The organism is Albimonas marina (assembly GCF_029223255.1).
Classification (GTDB): Bacteria; Pseudomonadota; Alphaproteobacteria; order Rhodobacterales; family Rhodobacteraceae; genus Albimonas.
Genome location: NZ_JARHUC010000004.1, coordinates 200,531 through 224,317 on the forward strand (window position 1 = coordinate 200,531; position 23,787 = coordinate 224,317).

At 72.1% G+C, this 23,787-nt stretch carries 20 protein-coding genes; 11 read left to right on the forward strand and 9 right to left on the reverse strand.

The annotated features are described in order from the left end of the window. Positions 1-20: 20 nt before the first annotated feature. From P2H44_RS12455 to P2H44_RS12480, 6 genes are all read right to left on the reverse strand, one after another. Entirely contained in the window at positions 21-1,409 is a 1,389-nt protein-coding gene (locus tag P2H44_RS12455; RefSeq protein WP_275763881.1) for a glutamine synthetase family protein, read from the reverse strand. 141 nt (positions 1,410-1,550) lie between these two features. After that, entirely contained in the window at positions 1,551-2,492 is a 942-nt protein-coding gene (locus tag P2H44_RS12460; RefSeq protein WP_275763882.1) for a branched-chain amino acid ABC transporter permease, read from the reverse strand. A gap of 1 nt (position 2,493) precedes the next feature. Beyond that, positions 2,494-3,360, reverse strand: a complete 867-nt coding sequence (locus P2H44_RS12465) for a branched-chain amino acid ABC transporter permease (protein ID WP_275763883.1) — start codon at positions 3,358-3,360, stop codon at positions 2,494-2,496. Beyond that, positions 3,357-4,103 (reverse strand): ABC transporter ATP-binding protein, encoded by a 747-nt coding sequence (locus P2H44_RS12470; RefSeq protein WP_275763884.1) that lies wholly within the window; start codon positions 4,101-4,103, stop codon positions 3,357-3,359. The genes P2H44_RS12465 and P2H44_RS12470 overlap by 4 nt, the downstream gene beginning before the upstream one ends. Next, entirely contained in the window at positions 4,100-4,882 is a 783-nt protein-coding gene (locus tag P2H44_RS12475) for an ABC transporter ATP-binding protein (RefSeq protein WP_275763885.1), read from the reverse strand. The genes P2H44_RS12470 and P2H44_RS12475 overlap by 4 nt, the downstream gene beginning before the upstream one ends. A gap of 2 nt (positions 4,883-4,884) precedes the next feature. Further along, entirely contained in the window at positions 4,885-6,012 is a 1,128-nt protein-coding gene (locus tag P2H44_RS12480; RefSeq protein WP_275763886.1) for an ABC transporter substrate-binding protein, read from the reverse strand. A gap of 536 nt (positions 6,013-6,548) precedes the next feature. Here P2H44_RS12480 and infC point away from each other — a divergent pair. After that, positions 6,549-7,040, forward strand: coding sequence for a translation initiation factor IF-3 (gene infC, locus P2H44_RS12485; protein ID WP_275763887.1), 492 nt, complete (start codon positions 6,549-6,551; stop codon positions 7,038-7,040). A 251-nt stretch (positions 7,041-7,291) separates the two neighbouring features. On the opposite strand, the gene P2H44_RS12490 is transcribed toward infC, so the two are convergent. Then, on the reverse strand, positions 7,292-7,753 hold the full coding sequence (locus P2H44_RS12490; protein ID WP_275764581.1) for an Lrp/AsnC family transcriptional regulator: 462 nt from the start codon (positions 7,751-7,753) through the stop codon (positions 7,292-7,294). 465 nt (positions 7,754-8,218) lie between these two features. Between P2H44_RS12490 and P2H44_RS12495 the strand changes: the two genes are divergently transcribed. The 10 genes from P2H44_RS12495 to P2H44_RS12540 all read left to right on the forward strand — a co-directional run bounded on the left by P2H44_RS12495 (position 8,219) and on the right by P2H44_RS12540 (position 20,925). Then, positions 8,219-9,226 (forward strand): NADP-dependent oxidoreductase, encoded by a 1,008-nt coding sequence (locus tag P2H44_RS12495; RefSeq protein ID WP_275763888.1) that lies wholly within the window; start codon positions 8,219-8,221, stop codon positions 9,224-9,226. Positions 9,227-9,650: 424 nt separating this feature from the next. Then, positions 9,651-10,907, forward strand: a complete 1,257-nt coding sequence (locus tag P2H44_RS12500; RefSeq protein ID WP_275763889.1) for an Hsp70 family protein — start codon at positions 9,651-9,653, stop codon at positions 10,905-10,907. A gap of 88 nt (positions 10,908-10,995) precedes the next feature. Further along, positions 10,996-11,856 carry a MurR/RpiR family transcriptional regulator gene (locus P2H44_RS12505; RefSeq protein WP_275763890.1) on the forward strand — a complete coding sequence of 287 codons (861 nt, stop codon included), beginning with the start codon at positions 10,996-10,998 and terminating at the stop codon, positions 11,854-11,856. Positions 11,857-12,051: 195 nt separating this feature from the next. Next, positions 12,052-13,602, forward strand: coding sequence for an ABC transporter substrate-binding protein (locus tag P2H44_RS12510; protein WP_275763891.1), 1,551 nt, complete (start codon positions 12,052-12,054; stop codon positions 13,600-13,602). A 147-nt stretch (positions 13,603-13,749) separates the two neighbouring features. Further along, a complete protein-coding gene (locus P2H44_RS12515; protein WP_275763892.1) occupies positions 13,750-14,670 on the forward strand; it encodes an ABC transporter permease in 921 nt (306 codons plus the stop codon). Beyond that, the gene (gene nikC / locus P2H44_RS12520; RefSeq protein WP_275763893.1) at positions 14,670-15,575 is read left to right on the forward strand and encodes a nickel transporter permease; all 906 of its coding nucleotides are present in this window, start codon (positions 14,670-14,672) and stop codon (positions 15,573-15,575) included. Before P2H44_RS12515 ends, nikC begins: the two co-directional genes overlap by 1 nt. Beyond that, complete coding sequence (locus P2H44_RS12525) at positions 15,575-17,305, forward strand: ABC transporter ATP-binding protein (RefSeq protein WP_275763894.1); 1,731 nt, start codon at positions 15,575-15,577, stop codon at positions 17,303-17,305. Before nikC ends, P2H44_RS12525 begins: the two co-directional genes overlap by 1 nt. A 28-nt stretch (positions 17,306-17,333) precedes the next feature. Then, positions 17,334-18,266 carry a DUF6963 family protein gene (locus tag P2H44_RS12530; RefSeq protein WP_275763895.1) on the forward strand — a complete coding sequence of 311 codons (933 nt, stop codon included), beginning with the start codon at positions 17,334-17,336 and terminating at the stop codon, positions 18,264-18,266. Then, positions 18,263-19,696: an N-acyl-D-amino-acid deacylase family protein gene (locus P2H44_RS12535; protein ID WP_275763896.1), complete on the forward strand. Its 1,434-nt coding sequence runs from the start codon at positions 18,263-18,265 to the stop codon at positions 19,694-19,696. The genes P2H44_RS12530 and P2H44_RS12535 overlap by 4 nt, the downstream gene beginning before the upstream one ends. After that, the gene (locus P2H44_RS12540; RefSeq protein ID WP_275763898.1) at positions 19,693-20,925 is read left to right on the forward strand and encodes a Zn-dependent hydrolase; all 1,233 of its coding nucleotides are present in this window, start codon (positions 19,693-19,695) and stop codon (positions 20,923-20,925) included. Before P2H44_RS12535 ends, P2H44_RS12540 begins: the two co-directional genes overlap by 4 nt. Positions 20,926-20,955: 30 nt before the next feature. Here the strand turns inward: P2H44_RS12540 and P2H44_RS12545 are convergent, their stop codons facing one another. After that, positions 20,956-21,384, reverse strand: a complete 429-nt coding sequence (locus P2H44_RS12545; protein WP_275763899.1) for a GFA family protein — start codon at positions 21,382-21,384, stop codon at positions 20,956-20,958. Positions 21,385-21,604: 220 nt separating this feature from the next. Continuing rightward, complete coding sequence (gene katG, locus P2H44_RS12550; RefSeq protein ID WP_275763900.1) at positions 21,605-23,773, reverse strand: catalase/peroxidase HPI; 2,169 nt, start codon at positions 23,771-23,773, stop codon at positions 21,605-21,607. Positions 23,774-23,787: the final 14 nt, after the last annotated feature.

The window sequence follows — 23,787 nt, forward strand, 5'->3', positions numbered from 1 at the left end:
GCGCCGGGGCGAGGCGCCCCTCAGACCCGGTGGAGGTAGAGGTCGAAGTCCACGTCCGGGATGGTGCGGGCCACGCGCGCGTATTCGGCGGCCTTCACGGCGGTGAAGGTCCGGTGCATCTCCTCGCCCAGCGCGTCCTTCAGGAACGCCGACCCCTGCGCCGCCGCGATGGCGGCGTTCCAGTCGCGCGGGATCTCGGCGCCGGCGTCGGCGTCGTAGGCGTTGCCGGTGGTCTCGGGGCCGGGATCGATCCGTTCGACGATGCCCTTGCGCATGGCGGCGAGCACGGTGGCGGCGACGAGGTAGGGGTTCGCGTCCACGCCCGCGGGCCGATGCTCGATCCGCCGCGCGCGGCGGTCGCCCGCGGGGATGCGCACGGCGACCGAGCGGTTGTTCTCCCCCCAGGTCGGGGAGACAGGGGCGTAGCTCTGGTTCGCGAAGCGCCGCCAGCTGTTGGCGTGGGGGGCGAAGACCAGCATCGACTCGCCCATCGTGGCCAGCGTGCCGCCGATGGCGTGGCGCAGCGTGTCGGTCCAGCCCGCGCCCGGCGCCTCGGCCATCGCGTTCTCGCCCGCGCCGTCGCGCAGGCTGACGTGCAGATGCATCCCCGAGCCGGCGAAATCCGCGAAGGGCTTGGCCATGAAGCAGGCCACCACTCCGTGCCGGCGGGCCTGCGCGCGCACGATCCGCTTCAGGCGCACCAGGTCGTCGGCGGCCTGCACGATGTCGTCGCGGTGGCGCAGCGTCAGCTCGTACTGACCCGGCGCGTATTCCGAGATCAGCGTTTCGGCCGTGATCCCCGCCAGCCGCGCCCCGGCGTAGACGTCGTCGAAAAGCGGCTGCATCCCGATCAGCTGGTCGACCGAGTAGACCTCGGTCCGCTCCGAGCGGCGCCCGTCCAGCACGTCGCGCGCGGGCTGCACGCGGCCGTGGCTGTCGCGCTCGGGGTCCAGCAGGAAGAACTCCAGCTCGAAGGCCGCGGTGGGGTTCAGGTCCAGCGCCGCCATCTCCGCCACCTGGCGCGAGAGCGCGTGGCGCGGGTCCGAGAGCATCGGGGTCCCGTCCAGGTGATGCTGGGTCAGGAACAGCTCGGCCCGCGCGGGCTTGGTCCCGTGCAGCGCGACCAGCGTGCCGGGCGCGGGCCAGGCGCGCAGGTCGCCGTCGCCCGCGTCCCAGATCAGCCCGGTCTCGTGGACATCCTCCCCCACGATGTCGAGGCCCAGGATCGAGATCGGCAGGTGCCGCCCGCCGCGATAGAGCGCCTCGAGCTCATGGCGGCGGATGATCTTGCCGCGCCCGATGCCGTTGGAATCGTGCAGCAGGATGTCGATCGCCTCGACCTCGGGATGGGCGGCGAGGAAGGTCTCGGCCTCGGCGAGGGAGGCGCCCGAGGGGCAGGCGTCGGTCACGGATCGGGTCCTTCCAGCTCAGCCCCGGCCCGGGGGCGGGCCGCCGCGGGGCGTCGTCGCGCCCCTTGTCGCCGGATTTCGCCCGGGATCAAGGGGAACGAGGGCCGAACGCCCGCGCGCACGGGCCCGCCGCCCCTGCGCTCAGGCCCGTCGCCCGCGCGCCAGGCGCAGGCCGCCCCGCGCCACCCCCGCCAGCCCGCCGGGCAGGAAGGACAGCACCAGGATCAGCACGCCGCCCAGCACGATCGAGTCGACGTAGCCGCCGAAGGAGAAGAACTTCTCCTGCATCAGGATCAGCGCCACCCCGATCAGGGGCGCCAGCAAGAGCCGCCGCCCCACCAGCACCACCGCCGTCAGCATCAGGATCAGGAAGTAGGTCTCCAGCACGTCGGCCGAGATGTAGGCGCGCTGATAGGCGTAGAGCCAGCCCGCCGCCGCGGTGATCGGGGCCGAGACCAGGAACACCTGCAGCCGCGTGCGCAGCGGGTCGATGCCCGACATGGTGGCGAGCTCGGGGTTCAGGTGCACCGTCATCGCCCGCTGCCCGAGGCCCGAGCGGCGGAACGCGTCCACCAGCCAGATCGCCGCCATCAGCAGCGCCCAGGCGACGGGCCACAGCTCCCGGTCGGTGCGCGCCTGCCAGCCGGCGAGGCTGAACAGCGGGATGCCGCTGATCCCGTCCGAGCCGCCCAGGAACGCCCAGTTCGCCGCGACCGTCATCGCCACCACCGCCACCGCGTAGGTGACCAGCGAGAACACGAACTCCCGCAGGCGCAGCGTCACCAGCCCGATCAGCGCCGCGATGACCAGCGAGACGAGGACGGTCAGCGCCAGGCTCTCGATCGGGCCGAAGCCCAGCCGCGTGGTCGACAGCGCCGTGGCGTAGGCGCCCGAGGCGAAGAACACCGGATGGGCGAGGCTGACCTCGCCCAGGTCCGAGACGATGATGTCCAGCCCGTAGGCCATGGTCGCGAAGATCGCCACCAGCACGAAGGCCGAGAACACCGCGCCGCCGCCGCCCAGAAGCCAGGGGCCGGCGAGGCCCAGAAGCGCCAGCACGGGCCACAGAAGTCCCCGCATCATCTCAGCGTCCCCCCGCCCGCGCCGCCAGCCCGCCGGGCCGCAGCGCCAGCACCACGATCAGCACCAGGAACATCGCCGCGGTGGCGTAGGCCTGGCTGACGTAGGCGCCGAAGAAGGCGGTGAAGAAGCCCAGCCCCAGCCCCGCCAGATAGCTGCCCGTGACGCTGCCGATGCCGCCCAGCACCACCACCACGAAGGTGATGATCACCTCGTGGAAGCCCATCGAGGTCAGGATCGGCGTGCGCGGCGCCACCACGGCCGCGGCCAGCGCCACCGCCGCGCCCTCGAAGGCGAAGACGCCGAGGTAGACCTTGCGCACGTCCACGCCCGCCAGCAGGGCGAGCTTGGGATCCTCGGCCACCATCCGCACCAGCCGGCCCAGGCGCGAATGCTCCAGCACCAGCTTCAGCGCGATGAAGACCACGATGGTCACGATCACGATGGCCACGTCCTGCCAGGTGATCCACAGGTCGCCGATGTAGATGTCGCGCAGCGACAGCGGCGTATCCAGGATCTGCCCGGTGGAGCCGAAGGACAGGCCCGCCGCCCCCTCCAGCAGGTGGCCGAAGCCCAGCGTCACGATCATGATCGAGACGAGGTCCTGCTTGATCGTCAGCCGCAGCAGCGTGCGCTGCATGATCCAGCCGATCACGATCCCCGCCAGCATCGCGACGGGAACCGCCAGCAGGTAGGGCAGGCCCCAGGCGGACATCACGAACCAGGCGACGAAGGCGCCGATCATGTACATCTGCCCGTGGGCGAAGTTGACCAGCCGCGCCGTGCCCAGCAGCACGGTCCAGCCGATGGCGATCAGCGCGAAGGCATGGCCCAGGATCAGGCCGTTCAGCGCCTGCTGCGCGAAGTTCATGAGCCGGCCCCTCCCAGGTAGGCTTCCGCGATGCGCGGGTCGTCCTGCATCTCGGCCGTCGGGCCCTCGGCTAGGATCCGCCCGCGTTCGAGCAGCACCAGCCGGTCCACCACGGGGATCGTCGCCTTCACGTTCTGCTCGACCAGCAGCACCGTCAGCCCGTCGTCGACCAGCATCCGGATCGTCTCCAGCACCGTCGAGACCAGCCGCGGGGCGAGGCCGATCGACGGCTCGTCCAGCATCAGCGCCCGCGGCGCCAGCCGCAGGGCGCGCGCGAGGCCCAGCATCTGCCGCTCCCCGCCCGAGAGCTGCCCGCCCAGGTGCCCGCGGCGCGAGGCGAGGTTGGGGAACAGGTCGAAGATCTCGTCGGTGGAATAGACCCGCCGCCCCTCGGCGTGGCGGGGGTGGGCGGCGTGGGCCAGGTTCTCGTCCACGCTCAGCGTCGCGAAGACCAGCCGGCTCTCGGGGATCAGCAGCAGCCCCGCCTTCACCCGCTCGGGCGTGCGCAGGCCGGAGATGTCGCGCCCGTCGAGGCGCACCGTCCCCGACACCTTCGGATCGCCGCGCGACCAGCCCTCCAGCGCGTTGACCAGGGTGGACTTGCCGGCGCCGTTGGCGCCGACCACGCCCACCAACTCCCCCTGCGCGATCGCCAGGCGCTCGATGGACAGGGCGAGGTTGCCGCCGTAGCGGACCTCGAGCCCCTCGGCCTCCAGGACCGGCGTGCTAGCGGGCGCGCTCATGCGCTGCGCCCCAGGTAGGCTTCCAGGACGGCGGGGTCGCGGCGGACCTCGTCGGGCGGACCCGAGGCGATCATCCGCCCCTGGTCGAGCACCACGATGCGGTCGGTGACGCTCATGATCAGGTCCATGTGATGTTCGATGACGACGAGGGCCATGCCCTCGGCCCGCAGGGACTGGAGCAGGGTCACCAGCTCGGCCATGTCCGCGCCGCCGAGGCCGGCGGCGGGCTCGTCCAGCATCAGGATCTTGGCGCCCGAGCCGTTGGCGAGCGCGATCGACAGCATCCGCTGCACGCCATAGGGAATCTCGCCGGGGTAGGCGTCGTGATAGCGGGCGGGCACGCCCATGCGCTCCAGCGCGGCGGCGGCGGCCCTGCGGGTCTCGGCCGCGTCGCGGCGGGTGGCGAAGGGGCGGAACACGGCGCGCGCCAGGCTCGCGCCGCGCTCGTCCTGCAGGACGGCGGCCATGTTCTCCAGCACCGTCAGGTCGCCGAAGAAGGCGTTCTGCTGGAAGGCCCGCCGCAGCCCGCGGGCGGCGAGGCGATGGGCGGGAACGTCGGTGACGTCCTCGCCCATCAGGGTCACGCGGCCTTCGCGGCGCACGAGGTGGGTGGCGGCGTTGTAGCAGGTGCTCTTGCCCGCGCCGTTGGGGCCGATGATGCCCAGGATCTCCCCGGGCCTCACCTGCCAGGACACGTCGTCGAGGGCCACGAGCGCCCCGAAGGCGACCCGCAGCCCCTCGACCTGCAGCGCGGGCGCCGCGGAGTCGGTCGACGCCATGCTTACTGCTCGACCACCATCTTCTGGTCCTTCACCTCGAAGAGGTAATGGTGGCTGTCGAGCTGGCCGTTGGGCTGGAAGTTGATGTCGCCCAGCAGCGTGCCCTGGAACGAGCCGCCGCGGATGCGGTTGGCCACCGCCTCCTTCTCGAAGGACTTCACGTCCTCGACCGCCATCGCCCAGACCTGCAGGGCCGCGGCCGCCAGCGCCATGTACTTGTCGGGCGTGCGGTCGTGCATCTCCTGCAGCTTGGCCACGAAGGCCTGGTTCACCGGGTTCGAGGCGAAGGGCTCGATGTCGGGGAAGTAGATGTCGGCGCCGATGACGCCGTTGGCGGCCTCGCCCGCGACCTCGATCACGCTGGGCGCGACGGTCCCCACGGCCGAGACCAGCTTGCCCGGCAGGCGCGAGCGGGAGGCCTGGCGGATCAGGGCGGGCATGCCCAGCCCCTCGTTGGCGTTGATCGCGATGGTGATGTCGGGCTCGGCGGCCTTCACGGTGGACAGGGGCACGCGGAAGTCGGCCTGGTCGAACGGGAACTTCTCGACCGCCACGATCTCGACCTCGTGGCCCAGCGCCGCCAGCTCCTTCTCGATCGAGGCCTGGGCGCCGTTGCCGTAGGCGTCGTTCTCGGTGAGGAAGGCGATGCGCTTGGCGCCCTGGTCGGCGATGTACTTGGCGATCACCGCGCCGTCGAGCGCGTTGGAGCTGTTGAAGCGGATCGCCAGCGGGTTGCCCTCGCCCGACAGGATCGGGTCGGCCTTCGAGATGGCGGTGATGTCGAGGATCCCCGCCCGCGCGATCACCGGCTGCATGGCCAGCGTCACCGGGCTGTTCCAGCCCTCGATGATCACCTCCACGCCTTCGCCGATCAGCTCGTTGGCGCGGCTGACGCCCACCGCGGGGGTGGATTCGTCGTCGCGGATGTGGAGCTCGATCTTGCGGCCCATCACGCCGCCCTTCTCGTTGATCATCGTCGACATGGCGTCGAGCGAGTCCGAGATGTGCTGCCCCTGCGGACCCGCGCCGCCCGAGAGCGGAAAGATCACCCCGACCTTGACCGTGTCCTGGGCCCAGGCGGCCCCGGCGGAGAAGGCGGCGGCGGCGACGAGCAGACTCGTTGCGAGCATGCGCTTCATGACGTTCCTCCCTTAATTGGTCGCTTAATTGATTCGACCTTGAGGCAACCTTAGCATTCGAATTTACGTCGGGGCGAGGCTCTTTCGATCTCGCCGCGCAAGCGCGATGGGCGGGTGAAAAGCGTTCCAGGGCAGGGCCTTGCAGGGGGCGCGCGCGGGCCGTATCGCCTGGCGGATCGCTGGCCGCAACCCTTGCGGGAACGGCTCGCGGGGCGCCTCGCGCCTCGCGGTCCGCATCCCGGGGCGCGGTCCCGCCGGGCGAGGCGATTTGCGGGGAAGCGCCCGTGGCCCGCGGCCCGCCCCGGGGCCGGTCGGCCCGTTCCGGCGCCCATTTGTGGCTCAGGCGCCGCGCGCGGCCGGCTTCCGTGGGGGCGGAGCCTTGCGGAATCGCGTCTTTTCGCACATGTTGTTTCCCAAGCGAGCCTCCCTCAGGACGGCGCGCTTTTCGCGCTTCGGCTACAGAGGACACGAAGACCATAGCCCGCAGACCGCATCAGGCGCCGCCCACCCGCGACACCGGCCCCCGAGTGAACGACAAGATCCGCTGCCCCGAGATCCGCCTCATCGATCATGAGGGCGAAAACCGCGGCGTGCTGGATCCCCGCGACGCCATGCGCATGGCCGAGGACGTCGGTCTGGACCTCGTCGAGATCTCGCCGAACGCCAACCCGCCCGTGTGCAAGATCATGGACTTCGGCAAGTTCAAGTATGAACAGCAGAAGAAGGCCAACGAGGCGCGCAAGAAGCAGCACATCATCGAGATCAAGGAAGTCAAGTTCCGTCCGAACATCGACAAGCACGACTACGATGTGAAGATGCGCAACGTGACCCGCTTCCTCGAGGATGGCGACAAGGTGAAGGTCACGCTCCGCTTCCGCGGCCGCGAGATGGCGCACCAAGACCTGGGCCGCGACGTGCTCGAGCGGATCGCCGCCGACACGCTCGAGCTCGGCAAGGTCGAGTCGATGCCCAAGATGGAAGGCCGCCAGATGATCATGGTCATCGCGCCCAAGCTCTGATCCCGGATCGCCGGACCTTCGATGGGGCGCGCGCCGCAAGGCGCGCGCCCCTCGTCGTTCCGGCGGGACGTCTTTTCGGAGGGGCGTCGTTTCGCAGGATGCCTTCGGGGGCCTCGTTCCGAGACGGCGGCACCTCGGCACCGTCGTTTCGGGCGGTCGCCTGACCAAGGCGGACGGTCCTCGCTCGCTCCTCGACGGGGGAGGCGTCGCCGCCGGGCGGGGTCTCGCCCAGCCGGGGGCGGGTCTGCGTCTCAGTCCAGCGGGATCGCCGTGGTCGAGCGCACCACCTTCAGCGAGAACGAGGACTGCATCTGCGCGACGCCCGGCAGCTGGGCCAGCGCCTCGCGGTGGATGCGCGCGAAATCCTCGGGGTCGCGGGCGGAGATCTTCAGCAGGTAGTCCGCCGCCCCCGCCATCAGGTGGCACTCCATCACGTCGGGGATCCGCGCCACCGCCGTCTCGAACGCGTCCAGCAGCTCGGTCGTCTGGCCCGAGAGCTTGATCTCGACGAAGACGGTCGAGCGGCGCCCCGCCGCCTTCGGCTCCAGCAGCGCCGCGTAGCCGCGGATCACCCCCTCCGCCTCCAGCCGCGCCACCCGCCGGTGGCAGGCCGAGGGCGACAGGTGAACCCGCTCGGCCAGCTCGGAATTCGGCAGCCGCCCGTCGCCCTGAAGGACCGACAGGATCGCCAGGTCGATGGAATCGAGCGCCACCGAGGGCTGGGGCGCGAGGGGCTTCGAAGATCGGGTCCGCATGCCGCGGATCATTGCGCAAGACGCGCCCCGACGCCATCCCGTGTGGAAGCCGCCCCAGGCAGCCGCCGTTCCACGCCCGGGACCTCACGGGCGAGGATGCCCGCGCGGAGACGCCGGCCCGTCCCCGCCTTGAGCCTGCGGCGGCGCTCGCCCGAGCGTGGACTCGTCGAGAGCGATCGCTCCGCCCCCTTCGTCCGCTCCGCGCCCATCGCCGTCCCGGATGTCCCTGCCGCCTCCCGCCCGCCGTGGCGCCGTCGTTCGCCCCGGCCGCCGCCGGTCCTGCGCCTCTCCCGCCCGGCCTCCCTGACAGGCCGCGCCTCCCCCTTTCCCCCGCGGCGCGCTTGACTTGCCCGTCACCCTCGGGCGCCCTGCGCGGCGAAGAACGCGCGGGGACCCCGCCTCGCGCAAGGGAGGAGACCCGCCATGACCCGCACCCGCCAGGTCGTCATCCAGGAGCTGCCCAAGGGCGCGCTCGACGCCTCGAATTTCGCGCTGACCGAGGCCGACCTGCCCGCCCCGGCCGAGGGCGAGGCGCTGGTGAAGACCATCCTGATGTCGATCGACGCCGCCAACCGCGCCTGGATGCAGGGCGCCACCTACCGCGAGGCGGTGAAGGCCGGCGACGTGATGCACACCTACGCCATCGCCGAGGTGGTCGAGAGCCAGGACCCCTCGCTGGCCCCCGGCGACGTGGTGGCGGTGGAATCCGGCTGGACCGAATACGCCGTGGTGAAGGCCCGCAAGGCGATCAAGCTGCCCGCGGTGCGGCCGCTGTCCAACCTGCTCTCGGTCTTCGGCATCGCCGGCAAGACCGCCTATCACGGCCTGGTCCACGTCGGCCGACCGAAGGCGGGGGAGACGGTGCTGGTCTCGGCCGCCGCCGGCTCGGTCGGCATGTACGTCGGCCAGATCGCCAAGGCGCTGGGCTGCCGGGCCGTGGGCATCGCCGGCGGGGCGGAGAAGTGCCGCTGGGTGGTCGAGGAGCTGGGCTTCGACGCCTGCGTCGACTACCGCGACCCCGGCTTCTTCAAGGCCCTGAAGGCCGCCTGCCCGGACGGGGTGGACGTCTATTTCGACAACGTCGGCGGCAAGATCCTCGAGACCGCGCTGTTCCTGATGAACCTCAAGGGGCGGGTGGTCTGCTGCGGGGCGGTCTCGCAGTACGACGAGACGGCGCCGAGCGGCCCGCGCAACCTGCCCGGCCTGGTGGTGGTCAAGCGCCTGCGGATGGAGGGGTTCATCGTCATGGACTTCGCCGACAGGGACGCCGAGGCGAACGAGAAGCTGGCGGGCTGGGTGCAGTCGGGCGCGCTGAAGGTCGCCGAGGACGTGGTCGAGGGGCTCGAGAACGCCCCCGCCGCCCTGATCGGCCTGCTCAAGGGCGAGAACCGCGGCAAGCGCATGGTCCGGGTCGCCCCCGACCCCGCCTGAGCCGAAGGCGCCGCGGCGGGCGTTCCGCCTGGCCGTCCCCTCCCGCCCGCGGCGCATCGCGGGCGGGATCGCCCGGGCGCTCCGTCTCTCGGGGTGTAGGACGCGCCTCGCAGACTGGGCGCGTCGCCGGCCCTGCGGCGGCGCTCCTTGCGCGCTCCGGCCTTGCGCCGGCGTCTTTCGCTAGCGAAGGCGCCACCTACGCCCGCTGCGGCGACCGCTCCCCTCCCTTCCCCGGTCCCGCCCACGCGACGCCCGCCCTGCGCCGCGGGCGGGACCTGCGCTTCGCCGCGCCGCCCGACGCGGCGCCTCCCTCCGGGGGGCAGGGCGCAGGCGCGGGGCGACGAATCCTTGCCGAGCCGCGCCCGATCGGATAGCCGCCCGCCTTCCCGATCCGCCGCCCGCCTGATTGCCAAGGAGCCGCCCGATGTCCGACGCCCCCCTCGCCATCGACTTCGGCACCTCCAACTCCGCCGCCGCCATCCTCGACGGCGCCGCGCCCCGCCGCCTGCCGGTCGAGGGCGCCTCGGACACGCTGCCCACCGCCGTGTTCTTCCCCGCCGAGGGCGGCGCGATGCGCATCGGCGCCGCCGCCGCCGAGGCGCTGATCGAGGGCGACGAGGGCCGCTACATGCGCGCCCTGAAAAGCGTGCTCGGAACCGCGCTCTTCCACGAGCAGCGCCTGCTGGGCGGGCGCCGGCGCACGCTCGCCGACGTGGTCGCGGCCTTCCTCGCCGAGGTGAAGGCGCGGGCCGAGGCCGCCTCGGGGCGCCGCTTCGCCTCCGCCCTCTCGGGCCGCCCGGTGCGCTTCCACGCCGACCCCGCCCGCGACGCGCGGGCCGAGGCGGACCTGCGCGCCTGCTACCTCGCCGCCGGCTTCGAGGACGTGCGCTTCATGTACGAGCCGGAGGCCGCGGCGCTCGCCGCCCACGGGCTCGGCCGCCCGGGCGAGACGGGCCTCGTGATCGACATCGGCGGCGGCACCTCCGACTTCTCGGCGTTCCGCGTCGAGGGCGGGCGCGTCGCGATCCTCGCCAGCCACGGCGTGCGCCTGGGCGGCACCGACTTCGACCATGCCGTCTCGATGTCCCACGCCATGCCCCTGCTGGGCCTGGGCGGCGAACTGCGCGAGCCGATGGGCGGCGCCCTGCGCCCGGTGCCCAACGCCACCTATGTCGAGCTGTCGACCTGGGCCACCATCCCCTTCCTCTACACCCGCGAGACCGAGCGCCTGGTCGAGGGCATGGCGAAGGAGGCGGTGGACCCCGCCGCCCTGAACCGCCTGGCGAAGGTGATCCACGACCAGCGCGGCCACGAGCTCGCCTTCGCGGTCGAGGCCGGCAAGATCGCGGCCAACGGCGGGGACGACGACGCGGCGATCGACATGGGCTGCGTCGAGCGGGGCCTGCGCGCGCCGATCTCGCCCGCCTCCCTCGACGCCTCCCTCGCCGGCTTCCGCGCGGAGCTGCGCGAGGCGATGGCGGAGACGCTGCGCCGCGCCGGGATCGCGCCGGAGGCGGTGGGCTCGGCGATCCTGGTCGGCGGCTCCTCGCTGATGGGTCTGGTGGCGGAGGAGGCCCGCGCCGCCTGCCCGCAGGCGCGGATCGAGCGGTCGGACGCCTTCGGCTCCATCGTCGACGGCCTGGCGCTGGCCGCCGCCCTCCCCGCCGCCCGCGCCGCCTGAGGGGCGGCGGGCAGGGCAGGAACTTCCCGCTGGCCTTCGCCCCCCCGGCCCGGCCTATCATCCCCCGCCGATCCGCGGAGGGACGACCATGACCGCCGAGCCCATCGGCCAGCGCATCCTGGCCGCCTACGACGAGATGCCCCGCGGGGAGCGGCGGCTGGCCGACCTGCTGCTCGAGGACCTGGGCGTGCTGCGCCACGAGGCCGCCGGCTCGCTGGCCGAGCGGGCGGGCGTCTCCAAGGCCACCGCCGCGCGGCTGTTCCGCCGGCTGGGCTACGTCGGCTTCAAGGCCGCCCAGCGCGAGGCGCGCGAGGGCGCGGCGCCGGGCGGCCCGACCGGGGCCGTGCCGGCGGCCTCCGACCTCGCCGGCGCCGCCCCCAGCCCGTCCGCCTATCTCGAGGCCGAGGTGAAGCACCTGGTGCGGACGTTCGAGCTGCTGCGCTCCGACGACATCGCCCGCGCCGTGCGCCTGCTGCGGGAGGGGGAGAAGCTGTGGGTGGTGGGCTTCGGCGACGACTACCCGCTGGCCCATTTCGCGCGCGCCCTGCTGATCAAGCTGCGCCCCGACATCCGCATGATCCCCATCGGCGGCTTCCCGATCCCCGAGGAGCTCGCCTCGATCTCCGCCGCCGACACCGTCCTGGCGCTGGCCGTGGGCCGGCGCACCCAGGCGCTGCGCAACGTGGTGGGCTCGGCCGGCCGGGTGGGGGCCAGGGTGATCCTGGTGGTCGACGCCCCCGTCGCGGGCGACCTGACCCACGCCGCGGTGGTACTGCGCAGCCGCGCCCACGGCCCCACGCTGTTCGATTCCATGACCGCCACCGTCAGCCTGCTCAACTACCTGTGCGCCTCGCTCGCCAGCCGAATCGGCGCCGACGCGACCGAGCGCCTGCGCGCCATCGAGGAGCTTCACGCCGAGTGGGGCGGCGCCTCGGAGGCCTCGGAATGACCCGGCGGCGTTTCATCGCCGACTCGTTTCCGGCGTGATGCACCGCAATAATCATCAGTTGTGAAAATAAAGAATTCAGAAACGAAAAAAGTTTGCCGCCGCGGAAAAACCCTCCGACGCTGATCCCCGGGGGCGCCGTCGCGGGCGCCCGGTTCGAGGGGCGCCGCCGCGGCGCCGGGGCCGACGGAGGGATCCATGACGACATTCAAGGCCGGTCTGAGAGGGGGCGCCGTCGCCGTCGCCCTCGCCGCCGGGGCCGCCGCGCAGGCGGCGGACCTGGTGTGGGCGCGCTACGGCGACGCGGATTCGCTCGATCCGCATCGCGCCACCTCGACGCTGTCGATGCAGGTCTGGGACCAGATCTACGACACGCTGCTCGCCTTCGACATGGACGGAAACCCCGGCCCGAACATGGCCGAGAGCTGGCAGGTCTCGGACGACGGGCTGACCTACACGTTCAAGCTGGCCGAGGGCATAAAGTGCCATGACGGCAGCGACTTCACGGCCGAGGACGTGAAGTTCACCATCGACCGCGCCTTCGGCGAAACCCCCTCTCTGACCAAGACCTCCTGGGGGCCGATCACCGAGGTCGCGGTCGTCGATCCGCTGACCTTCACGGTCGCCATGTCCTCCAAGTTCGGGGCCTTCATCCCGTTCCTGGCCGACAGCTTCTCCTCGATGGTCTGCGACACCAACACGGCGGAGACCTTCGGCTCCTCCACCGCCATCGGCACGGGCCCGTTCAAGCTGGTGGAGTGGGTGAAAGGCGACCAGGTCACGCTGGAGAAGAACCCCGACTTCGTGAACCGCGGCGATCCGGTCGAGAATCCCGGCGCGCCCTACATCGACCGGCTGATCATCCGCACCGTGCCCGAGCCGCAGACCCGTCTCGCCGCCCTGACCACCGGCGAGGTCCACATCGCCGAGCCGCCCTTCGACGACGTGCCCGCGATCAAGGAGAAGGGCGAGCTCGACATCGTGGTGGCCGAGAACACCGGCCAGGACGTGTTCTGGGAGTTCACCACCTCCCGCCCGCCGTTCGACGACATCCGCGCCCGCCAGGCCGTCGCCTACGCCACCGACCCGCAGATGGCGATCGAGATCATCTACGGCGACCTGACCAACCGCGAATGGTGCCCGGTCGCGCGCGGCGTCTTCGGCAACGACCAGGACTTCTGCGAGCAGCACGGCTATCCCTACGACCCCGACAAGGCCAAGGCCCTGCTCGAGGAGATGGGCTACGGGCCGTCCAACCCGCTCGAGACCACGATGTTCGTGTGGACCGGCGGCAACCGGCACAAGCTGGCCGAGATCTTCCAGGCCCAGCTCGCCCAGGTGGGCATCAAGGCCGGGATCGAGATCATGGACATCGGCACCATGAACGCCCGGGTGAAGGCGCAGAACGAGGACACGACCTCTGACGAGCCCGGCACCTTCGACATGATGACCTGGTCCTGGTACGACCCCGACATCCTCTACCAGCTGTGGCATTCGCCCGGCGCCTACTCGGGCTTCCAGACGCCGGAGCTCGACGCGATGCTGGAGGAGACCCGCACCACCATCGAGCCCGAGGCCCGGCTGGAGAAGGTGCAGGCGGTCATCAAGTACCTGATGGAGAACGCGGTTCACATCGGCCTCTATTCGCCGGGGTGGGAGTGGGTCTTCGCCGTGCGGCCCGAGGTGTCGGGCTTCAAGGTGGGGCCGTTCCTCCACCCGATCTTCACCGACGTGAAGATCGACGGCTGACGGCGCCGCCGTCCGGGGCCCGGCACGGCCCCGGACGGATCGCGCGCGGGGGGCCTTGCGCCCTTCGCCGCGGCCGGCGCGCGACGGTCGCCGCGCGCCGGCCGCTCCCCCTCCTCCGTCCCGGCGCCGCCACGGGAGGCTCCCCCGATGACCCGCTTCATCGCCCAGCGCCTGCTGGCAGCCCTGGTCACCATCTGGATCGCCACCATCGCGGTGACGCTGCTGGTCCACGTGGTCCCCGGCGACCCGGTGCGCATCATGTACGGCAGCTTCCAGACCACGCCCGAGGAGCTGGAGGCGATCCGCGTGCGCCTCGGCCTCGATCAGCCGATCTGGATCCAGTACGCGAAATACCTCGGCCGGGTGCTTCAGGGCGATCTCGGCCGCTCCATCGTCGGCGACCAGCCGGTGCTCGACATCCTGCTGGTGCGCTTCCCGATGACGCTCGCGCTGGCGCTCTCCAGCCTCGCCATCGCCGTCGCGGTGGGGATGAGCCTGGGGTTCCTCGCCGCCTACAAGCGCGGCACCTGGGTGGACGCGGGCGCGATGATCCTGGCGATCGTCGGCGTCTCGATGCCCCATTTCTGGCTGGGCCTGCTGCTGCTGTTCCTCTTCGCGCTGACCCTGCAATGGCTGCCGGTGGCGGGGGGCGACTGGCAGAGCCTGATCCTGCCCGCGTTGACGCTGGGTCTCGCCAACGCCGCGGTGCTGGCGCGCATGACCCGCTCGGCGATGATCGACATCTTCGACCAGGACTTCGTGCGCACCGCCCGGGCCAAGGGCCTGCCGCAGACGCTGGTCCTCTACCGCCATGCGCTTCGCTCCGGCCTCGTGCCCATCGTCGCCATGCTGGGCCTGCAGTTCGCCTACCTGATGGGCGGCGCCATCGTGGTCGAGAACGTCTTCGCCTGGAACGGCGTCGGGCGGCTCGCCATCGAGGCCGTCTTCGCCCGCGACTACCCCCTGATCCAGGGCTTCATCCTGTTCTTCGCGACCGTCGTGGCGCTGGCCTCCGTCGTCGTCGACGTCGCCTACGCCTTCCTCGACCCCCGCATCCGGTATTCCTGATGACGACCGAGACCCTCGACCCCCACAGCGGAGAGGACGACGCCCCCGTCGCCGCCTCCGCCCGCCCCGGTCAGCGCAGCTTCCTCCGTGCGCTGCTGCGGTCCCCCTCCGGCCTGATCGGCATCGCGATCGTGGCGCTGCTGGTGGTCTGCGCCCTGACCGCGCCGATCATCGCCCCGCACGATCCCCTGCGCATGGCCGCGGGGCCCAGGCTTCAGCCCCCCACCTGGGACTACTGGATGGGTACCGACGACTTCGGCCGCGACGTGCTGAGCCGCATCCTCTACGGCGCCCAGCTCACCCTCCAGATCGGCGTCATCGCGGTGGGCATCTCGCTGACCTCCGGGCTGCTGCTGGGGCTGGTGGCGGGCTATTCCTCCGGCTGGACCGAGCGGATCCTGATGCGCCTGGTGGACGTGCTGTTCTCCTTCACCGAGATCGTCATCGCGCTCGCCTGTCTCGCCATCTTCGGCGTCGGCCTGACCAACGCCATGATCGCCATCGGCATCGCCTCGATCCCCTTCTACGCCCGCGTCACGCACTCCGTCGTGCTGGTCGAGAAGGGCAAGCCCTACTTCGAGGCCGCCACCGCCGCCGGCGCCGGGCACCTGCGGTTGATCTTCGTGCACCTGCTGCCCAACGTCGTGCCCACCCTGATCGTGGTCGGCACGCTGGGCGTCTCGACCGCCGTGCTCGCCGCCGCGGGGCTCAGCTTCCTCGGCCTCGGCGCCCAGCCGCCGGAGCCGGAGTGGGGCTTCATGCTTTCTGCATCGCGCGATCTGATCTCCCGCGCGCCGTGGATGATGATCTTCCCGGGCCTCGCCATCGCCATCACCGTGCTCGGCTTCAACCTGCTGGGCGACGGCGTGCGCGAGGCGCTGGACCCCCGCCAGAGGCAGCGCTGATGACGCAGACCCTTCTCTCCGTCCAGGACCTCACCGTCGCCTTCGGCCGGGGGCCGTCGCGCAACGTCGCCGTCAAAGGCCTCTCCTACGACCTCCACCAGGGCGAGACGCTGGCCATCGTGGGAGAGTCAGGCTCCGGCAAGTCCGTCTCCTCCATGGCCCTGCTGGGCCTGCTCCCGCCCCGCTCGGCGAGCATCGACTCCGGCCGGGCCATGTTCCGCGGCAAGGACCTGCTGACCCTGCCCGAGGCCGAGAAGCGCGCCATCCGCGGCGACGCCATCACCATGATCTTCCAGGAGCCGATGACCTCGCTGACCCCGGTCCTGCGCATCGGCCTTCAGCTGACCGAGGCGCTGGTCGAGCACAAGGACATGTCCCAGAAGGAGGCTGAGGCCCGCGCCCGCGAGATGCTGCGCCTCGTCGGCCTCGACCAGCCCGAGCGGCGGATGCGCCAGTTCCCGCACGAGCTCTCGGGGGGCATGCGTCAGCGGGTGATGATCGCCATGGCCATGGCCGCCGACCCCGCGATCCTGATCGCGGACGAGCCGACCACCGCGCTCGACGTCACCGTGCAGGCGCAGATCCTGAACCTGATGCGCGGGCTGAAGGACCAGTTCGACACCTCGATCATCCTGATCACCCATGACATGGGCGTGGTGGCCGAGATGGCGGACCGCGTGGTGGTGATGAACCGCGGCGAGAAGGTCGAGGAAGGGCCGGCGCGCGCCATCTTCAGCGCGCCGCAGGAGGCCTACACCCGCAAGCTGCTCGACGCCGTGCCGCGCCTGGGCGCCTTCGCCGCCGCCGCCGAGCCCCGCCGGGTGGTCGAGGCGCCCGCCCCCATCGGCGACACGCTGGTCAGGGCCGCGGGCATGTCCAAGACCTTCTCCTCGGGCGGGTTCCTGTTCGGCAAGGGCGGCGCGACCACCCACGCCATGCAGGACGTGGGCTTCGACCTGAAGGCCGGCGAGACCCTGGCGCTGGTGGGCGAAAGCGGCTCGGGCAAGTCCACCACCGGCCGTGCGGTGCTTCGGCTGATGGAGCTCGACGCCGGCTCGGTCGAGGTCGACGGGGTGGACGTGCGCAAGCTCTCGTCGAGCGGCCTGCGAAAGGCCCGTCGCCGCATGCAGATGATCTTCCAGGACCCGTTCGCGTCGCTGAATCCCCGCATGTCGGTGGGAAAGCTGGTGGCCGAGCCGATGGTGATCCACGGCATCGCCTCGGGCGCCGAACTGGAGGACCGCGTCGAGAAGCTGTTCCTCCGCGTGGGCCTCGAATCCGACCACATCCGCCGCTACCCGCACGAGTTCTCCGGCGGCCAGCGCCAGCGCATCGCCATCGCCCGGGCGCTGGGCGTCGGCCCCAAGCTGATCGTGGCGGACGAGCCGACCTCCGCCCTCGACGTTTCCGTCCAGGCGCAGGTGCTGGAGCTGATGCTGGAGCTTCAGCAGAGCCTCGGCCTCGCCTACCTCTTCATCTCCCACGACATGGCGGTGGTCGAGGAGGTCTCGCACCGCGTCGCCGTCATGCGCCGCGGCCGCATCGTCGAGATCGGGCCCCGCCAGGCGGTGCTGAACGCCCCCGCCCATGACTACACCCGCGCCCTGCTGGCCGCCGTGCCGGTGCCCGACCCCGCGCGGGAGCGGCAGGTGCTGCCCGAGCTCGACGTCGGCGCCCTGCCCATGGGCGCGCTGGCCGAGGTCGCGCCGGGGCATATGGTGGCCCAATGAGACCAACGACGACGGGAGGCCGGGGGGCATGACCATCGGGATCGCGGCCTCGGGGCCCAGGGCGGGCCTCGCGGTCTATCGCGGCCTGCGGGCGGTGGAGACGGTCGGCCGCGGCGCCATCGGCGGCTTCGTCAGCCTGGTCGCCATCGCGCAGGACGGGACGCTGGCCCAGGCCTGCACCCAGCGCGGCGGCGCGCTGGCGCTGTTCGACGGCGCCGACCCGCCGCCCCGGATCGCCGAGGCCCGCCTCGCCGGCCTGATGTCCTCCGGCCCCGACCGTCCCGAGCCGCTGATCCAGTTCACCCCCGCCGACCCCGCCGTCGGCATCGTCACCGGCCACCGCCTGCCCAACATGCCCGGCCCCTCGGGCGAGGCCCCCAACCTCCACGCCCTGCGCCTGCTCGCCGCCGGCGCCAGCCCGGAGGAGGCGGTCCTGCGCGCCCTCGAAGCCGCGCCCGAGGCCGACGCCGGCCTGATCGCCATGGACCTCGCGGGCCGCATCGCGCTGGGCGACGCGCCGCCGGTGCTGGCCCGCGACGACCGCGGCCGCGCCTTCGTCGAGGATCCCGAGTCCGGCCTGCGCGTCGCCGTCCTGCACAACACCATCTTCCCCGTCGGCGGCCTCGCCGGCCTCGCCGCCGGCGCCGCCGTCGACGCCTCCCTCCCCGGCGACGCCGCGCCAGAGTCCTTCCTCCTGATCGGCCTCACCGTCCAGCCGGGCGAGCGTCACGCCGCCCATATCGCCCCCGACGGCGCCGTCACCGTCACCGCCCCCGGCCCCGAATGGCTGGCCGGGGAATGGGAGGGCTCGGTCCTGCGCCGCAACGATCCGGTCTTCCAGGAGGGCCGCGCGGTGGGTCGCGTGACGCGGGAGGTCTATGCCATCCTCCGCTCCGGCCGCGTCATCGGCGGGCGCGGCGGCGAGACCGTGGGATGGCGCCGAACCGGAGACCGCGCATGAGCCTTCTGATCCGCAACGCCCTCGTCTACGACGGCTCCGGCGCCGCCCCCATGAAGGCCGACGTGGCCGTCGAGGGGGGCGCCATCGTCGGCGTGGGCCCCGACCTGCCCGTGCGGGCGGACGAGGTTCGCGACGCGGGCGGCCTGGCCCTCGCCCCCGGCTTCATCGACGTGCACACCCACGACGACGCCGTGGCGCTGGAGGCGGACGGCCTGCACCCCAAGCTCAGCCAGGGCGTCACCACCGTCGTCACCGGCAATTGCGGGATTTCGCTGGCGCCCTCGCCCATGGCCGGCCGCGAGGCGCCCCCGCCGCCCCTCGACCTGATCGGCGAGGCCGCCGCCTACCGCTTCCCCCGCTTCGTCGACTTCCTCGACGCCCTGCGGGCCTTCACGCCGGGCTGCAACGTGGTCCCCCTCGTCGGCCACCACGTCCTGCGCGCGCGGGCCATGGCCGACCTCGCCCGCCCCGCCGCCGATCACGAGATCGAGGCGATGCGCGCCGACCTCGCCGAGGCGCTGGCCGCAGGCGCCGCCGGCCTCTCCACCGGCCTCGCCTACCCGCCCGCCAGGCACGCCACCACCGATGAGATCGCGGCGCTGGCCGCCGACGTCGCCGCCGCCGGCCGGATCTGGACCACCCACATGCGCGACGAGCGGCTGGGCGTGGTCTCCTCGGTCGCCGAGACGCTGGACGTCGCCCGCCGCTCCGGCGTGCGCACCCTGATCTCGCACCACAAGTGCTGCGGGGAGGCGGCCTTCGGCCTCTCGGCCACCACGCTCGCGATGATCGAGACGGCGCGGAAGACGATGCCCATAGACCTCGACCTCTACCCCTACACCGCCTCCTCCACCGTGCTGATCGAGACCTTCGCCCGCGACAGCCGCAAGGTCACCGTCTCCTGGTCCGACCCGCACCCGGAGATGGCGGGCCGCGATCTGGCCGAGATCTGCGCCGAGTGGGGCGTGGACCAGAACGAGGCCATCGGCCGCCTGCGCCCCGGCGGGGCGATCTATCACCAGATGGACGACGGCGACCTGGAGCGGATCCTCGCCTACCCGCCCACGCTCGTCGGCTCCGACGGCCTGCCGCGGGACAAGCGCCCCCACCCCCGCCTGTGGGGCGCCTTCCCGCGGGTGCTGGGCCACTACGCGCGCGACAAGGGGGTGATCTCGCTCCAGACCGCCATCGCCAAGATGACCGGCCAGACCGCGAAGACCCTGCACCTGGCGGACCGCGGCCGCATCGCGCCGGGCTGCAAGGCGGACCTGGTCCTCTTCGACCCCGCCGCCATCCACGACGCCGCCGACTACGACCACCCCGTCCGCCCCGCCGAGGGCATCGCCGGGGTCTGGGTCAACGGCGTGCTCGCCTGGGCCGAGGGCGCCCCGACCGACGCCCCGCGCGCGGGCCAGGTGCTGGCCGCATGAGCCGCCCCGCCATCGACCTCGCGCGCCTGCGCGCCGACGTCGAGGCGGTCAACGACCTCGGCCGCGTCCCCGGCCGCCCGGGCGTCAACCGCCCCTCCTTCTCGCCCGAGGACATGGCCGGCCGCCGCTGGCTGATCGGGCGCATGGAGGCCGCGGGACTGGACGCCCGCATGGACCCCGTCGGCAACGTCTTTGGGCGCTGGTCGGCGGGGCAGGGGGCGGCGGTGCTCGTCGGCTCCCACCTCGACACGGTCCCGGATGGAGGCCCCTTCGACGGCACGCTCGGCGTCTGCGCGGCATTGGAGGCGGTTCGGGCGATGCGGGACGCGGGTATTACGCCCGCCCGCCCCGTCGAGGTCGTCTGCACCGCCGACGAGGAGGGCCGCTTCGGCGGCATGCTCGGCTCCCAGGCGATCTGCGGCGAGGTCGGGCCCGAGTGGATCGCGCAGGCCCGCGACGAGACCGGCCGCCCCCTGCGCCAGGCGCTCGCCGAGGCGGGCCTGCCCCCCTCCGGCGAGGGCGCCGCGCGGGACCTTTCGGACATCGCCTGCTTCCTCGAACTCCACGTCGAACAGGGCCCGGTGCTGGAGCGCACGGGCGACCAGATCGGCGTGGCCGAGGCCGTGACCGGCGTCTTCAACTGGACCGTGACCCTGACGGGCGAGGCCAACCACTCCGGCACGACCCCCATGGACATGCGCCGCGACGCCTTCCGCGGCATGGCCGACTTCGGCGCCGCGATCCCCGCGATCCTGTCGCGCGCCGGCGGCCCCGACGCGCGCCTCACGGTGGGGCAGGTGGCGCTGCTGCCCGGCTTCCCCCACTCCGTCGCCGGCGAGGCCCGCTTCTCGATCATCGGCCGGGACGCGGAGGAGCCCTGGATGCAGGCCCTCGCCCAGGCCTGCGAGGCGGAGATCGCCCGCGCCGCCGACGCCCACGGCCTCGGCGTGCAGATCGACCGGCAGAGCTGGCTGCCCCCGACCCGCCTGAACGATGCATTGGTCGAGCGGCTGACGGACCTCTCCGCCCGAGCCGGCTTCCGCACCCGCCGCATGCCCTCGGGCGCCGGCCACGACGCGCAGACCTTCGCGCGGCACGTGCCGGCGGGGCTGATCTTCGTCCCCTCGGTGCGCGGGATCAGCCACGCGCCGGAGGAATGGACCGAGTGGCCCGACATCGCCCGCGGCGCGCAGCTGCTGGCCGAGGCGACGGCGGCGCTGGCCTCCTGAGGCTTCCGCCGCCGTCCGGGTTGGCCGCGCCTACTCGGGCACGCTCTCCCCGCTGCCGCCCATCTCGGCGGGGAAATCCTTCATCTTCGGCAGCCCGTCCTTCATTGGCAGCACCGTCTCGGCGTAGTTCACGTGGATCATCGGCGCGAAGGCGAGGCCCGGGATCGTGGCCGCGTAGACGTCCATCAGCCCCCAGTGCGGATGCAGGGTCATCAGGTGGCCGCCGCACTTCGTGCACCAGCGCCGGTCGCTGCGCTCGGTCTTGGCGTAGCTGCCGACGTGCTCGGCGCCGCGGACCACGCGCACGTTCGCTTCCTTGAACAGGGTGAAGGCGTTCACCGGCCCCGCCGACCACGACCGGCACGAGGCGCAGTGACAGTAGCCCATCGCTTCGGGCGCGCCCGAAGCCTCGATCTCGACCGCTCCGCAGAAACAGGCGCCCTTGTATGTTTCGGTCATGGCGATCCCTCCCGACGCAGGCGCGGCCGCCAGGACGGCGGTCGCCGCCGCGCGGCGCGAACCTAGCATGGGGCGCCGCGCGCCCGCACGGAATTCCCGCTGCGTAAACAATTCGCTCCCGTCGCCGGAAACGCGAAGACCGCGCCGGGGGCGCCGGCGCGGTCTCGAGGCGGTCGGGGCGTGGTCCGGCCCCCGCGCAGGGCGGGGGCCGGTCCGCGGATCACAGGTCGAAGCGGTCCGCGTTCATCACCTTCGTCCAGGCGGCCACGAAGTCCTTCACGAACTTCTCGGCGTTGTCGTCCTGGGCGTAGACCTCGGCATAGGCGCGCAGCACCGAGTTCGAGCCGAACACCAGGTCGGCGCGGGTGGCGGTCCACTTCGTCTCGCCGGTCTTGCGGTCCTGGATCTCGTAGAGACCCCCGCCCACCGGCTTCCACGCGTAGCGCATGTCGGTCAGGACCTCGAAGAAGTCCGGGGTCAGGACGCCGACGCGGTCGGTGAACACGCCGTGCTTGGCGCCGCCGTGGTTGGCGCCCAGCGCCCGCAGGCCGCCGACCAGCACCGTCATCTCGGCCGCCGTCAGGCCCAGGAGCTGCGCCCGGTCGAGCATCATCTCCTCGGGCGAGACGACGTAGTCGGTCTTCTGCCAGTTGCGGAAGCCGTCGGCGACGGGCTCCATCGGCTCGAAGGACTCGGCGTCGGTCATCTCGTCGGTGGCGTCGCCGCGGCCCGGCGCGAAGGGCACCGCCACGTCGAAGCCGCCGGCCTTGATCGCCTGCTCGAGGCCCACGACGCCCGCCAGCACGATGACGTCGGCGACCGACGCGCCCACCTCGGCCGCGATCGGCTCCAGCACGCCCAGCACCTTGGCGAGACGCGCGGGCTCGTTGCCCTCCCAGTCCTTCTGCGGGGCCAGGCGGATGCGCGCGCCGTTGGCGCCGCCCCGCATGTCCGAGCCGCGGAAGGTCCGGGCGCTGTCCCACGCGGTGGCGACCATCTCGGCGACCGACAGGCCCGAGGCCGCGATCTTCGCCTTCGCCGCCTCGACGTTCCAGGCGGTCGAGCCCTCGGGGATCGGATCCTGCCAGATCAGATCCTCCTGCGGCACGTCGGGGCCGAAGTAGCGGGCCTTCGGGCCCATGTCGCGGTGGGTCAGCTTGAACCAGGCGCGGGCGAAGGTCTCCGAGAAGTAGGCCGGGTCGGCGCGGAACTTCTGGCAGATCGCGTTGTAGGCCGGGTCCACCTTCATCGCCATGTCGGCGTCGGTCATGATCGGCATGGTGCGGATCGAGGGATCCTCGACGTCCGCGGGCATCTCCTCGGGCTTGATGTCCACCGGCTGCCACTGCCAGGCGCCGGCGGGCGACTTCTTGAGCTCCCACTCATGGTCGAACAGCATGTCGAACCAGCCCATGTCCCACTGGGTGGGGTTGGTCGTCCACGCGCCCTCGATGCCCGAGACCACCTGGTCGCGCCCGATCGAGCGGCCCTTGGTGTTCATCCAGCCGATGCCCTGGTACTCGACGTCCGAGCCCTCGGGGTTGGGGCTCAGCGCGGCCGCGTCGCCGTTGCCGTGGCACTTGCCGATGGTGTGGCCGCCGGCGGTCAGGGCCGCGGTCTCCTCGTCGTTCATCGCCATGCGCTTGAACGTCTCGCGGACCTGGGCGGCGGTCTTCATCGGGTCGGGCTGGCCGTTCACCCCCTCGGGGTTCACGTAGATCAGGCCCATCTGCACCGCCGCCAGCGGGTTCTCCATCGTCGAGGGATCGGCGACGTCGCCGTAGCGGTTGTCGGAGGGGGCCAGCCACTCCTTCTCGGCGCCCCAGTAGGTGTCCTTCTCGGGGTGCCAGATGTCCTGCCGGCCGAAGGCGAAGCCGAAGGTCTTCAGGCCCGCGACCTCGTAGGCGATGGTCCCCGACAGGATCATCAGGTCGGCCCAGGAGATCTTGTTGCCGTACTTCTTCTTGATCGGCCACAGCAGGCGGCGGCCCTTGTCGGTGTTGACGTTGTCGGGCCAGGAGTTCAGCGGCGCGAAGCGCTGGTTGCCCGTGCCGCCGCCGCCCCGGCCGTCGGCCAGGCGGTAGGAGCCGGCCGCGTGCCAGGCCACGCGCGCGAACATCCCGACGTAGGAGCCCCAGTCCGCCGGCCACCAGTCCTGGCTCTCGGTCATCAGGGCGCGCAGGTCGGCCTTCAGCGCCTCGACGTCCAGCGTCTTGAGCTCTTCGTGGTAGTCGAAGTCCGGCCCCATCGGGTTGGTCTTCGCGTCATGCTGGTGAAGGATGTCCAGGTTCAGCGCGTTGGGCCACCAGTCCATCACCGAATGGCCGATGGCGGTCTGGGCGCCGTGCATCACCGGGCACTTGCCCTGCGGGGTGTCGTTGCCGTCCATGGACGTCTCTCCTC

What these genes read in the sequence shown, in the direction of transcription:
- P2H44_RS12530 (WP_275763895.1), top strand. Translation starts at nt 17,334, where the DNA reads ATGACCATCGGGATCGCGGCCTCGGGGCCCAGGGCGGGCCTCGCGGTC.
- P2H44_RS12510 (WP_275763891.1), top strand. Translation starts at nt 12,052, where the DNA reads ATGACGACATTCAAGGCCGGTCTGAGAGGGGGCGCCGTCGCCGTCGCC.
- P2H44_RS12525 (WP_275763894.1), top strand. Translation starts at nt 15,575, where the DNA reads ATGACGCAGACCCTTCTCTCCGTCCAGGACCTCACCGTCGCCTTCGGC.
- P2H44_RS12545 (WP_275763899.1), bottom strand. Translation starts at nt 21,384, where the DNA reads ATGACCGAAACATACAAGGGCGCCTGTTTCTGCGGAGCGGTCGAGATC.
- P2H44_RS12475 (WP_275763885.1), bottom strand. Translation starts at nt 4,882, where the DNA reads ATGGCGTCGACCGACTCCGCGGCGCCCGCGCTGCAGGTCGAGGGGCTG.
- P2H44_RS12460 (WP_275763882.1), bottom strand. Translation starts at nt 2,492, where the DNA reads ATGATGCGGGGACTTCTGTGGCCCGTGCTGGCGCTTCTGGGCCTCGCC.
- P2H44_RS12480 (WP_275763886.1), bottom strand. Translation starts at nt 6,012, where the DNA reads ATGCTCGCAACGAGTCTGCTCGTCGCCGCCGCCGCCTTCTCCGCCGGG.
- P2H44_RS12500 (WP_275763889.1), top strand. Translation starts at nt 9,651, where the DNA reads ATGTCCGACGCCCCCCTCGCCATCGACTTCGGCACCTCCAACTCCGCC.
- P2H44_RS12470 (WP_275763884.1), bottom strand. Translation starts at nt 4,103, where the DNA reads ATGAGCGCGCCCGCTAGCACGCCGGTCCTGGAGGCCGAGGGGCTCGAG.
- katG (WP_275763900.1), bottom strand. Translation starts at nt 23,773, where the DNA reads ATGGACGGCAACGACACCCCGCAGGGCAAGTGCCCGGTGATGCACGGC.
- nikC (WP_275763893.1), top strand. Translation starts at nt 14,670, where the DNA reads ATGACGACCGAGACCCTCGACCCCCACAGCGGAGAGGACGACGCCCCC.
- P2H44_RS12535 (WP_275763896.1), top strand. Translation starts at nt 18,263, where the DNA reads ATGAGCCTTCTGATCCGCAACGCCCTCGTCTACGACGGCTCCGGCGCC.
- P2H44_RS12495 (WP_275763888.1), top strand. Translation starts at nt 8,219, where the DNA reads ATGACCCGCACCCGCCAGGTCGTCATCCAGGAGCTGCCCAAGGGCGCG.
- P2H44_RS12540 (WP_275763898.1), top strand. Translation starts at nt 19,693, where the DNA reads ATGAGCCGCCCCGCCATCGACCTCGCGCGCCTGCGCGCCGACGTCGAG.
- P2H44_RS12465 (WP_275763883.1), bottom strand. Translation starts at nt 3,360, where the DNA reads ATGAACTTCGCGCAGCAGGCGCTGAACGGCCTGATCCTGGGCCATGCC.
- P2H44_RS12515 (WP_275763892.1), top strand. Translation starts at nt 13,750, where the DNA reads ATGACCCGCTTCATCGCCCAGCGCCTGCTGGCAGCCCTGGTCACCATC.
- P2H44_RS12505 (WP_275763890.1), top strand. Translation starts at nt 10,996, where the DNA reads ATGACCGCCGAGCCCATCGGCCAGCGCATCCTGGCCGCCTACGACGAG.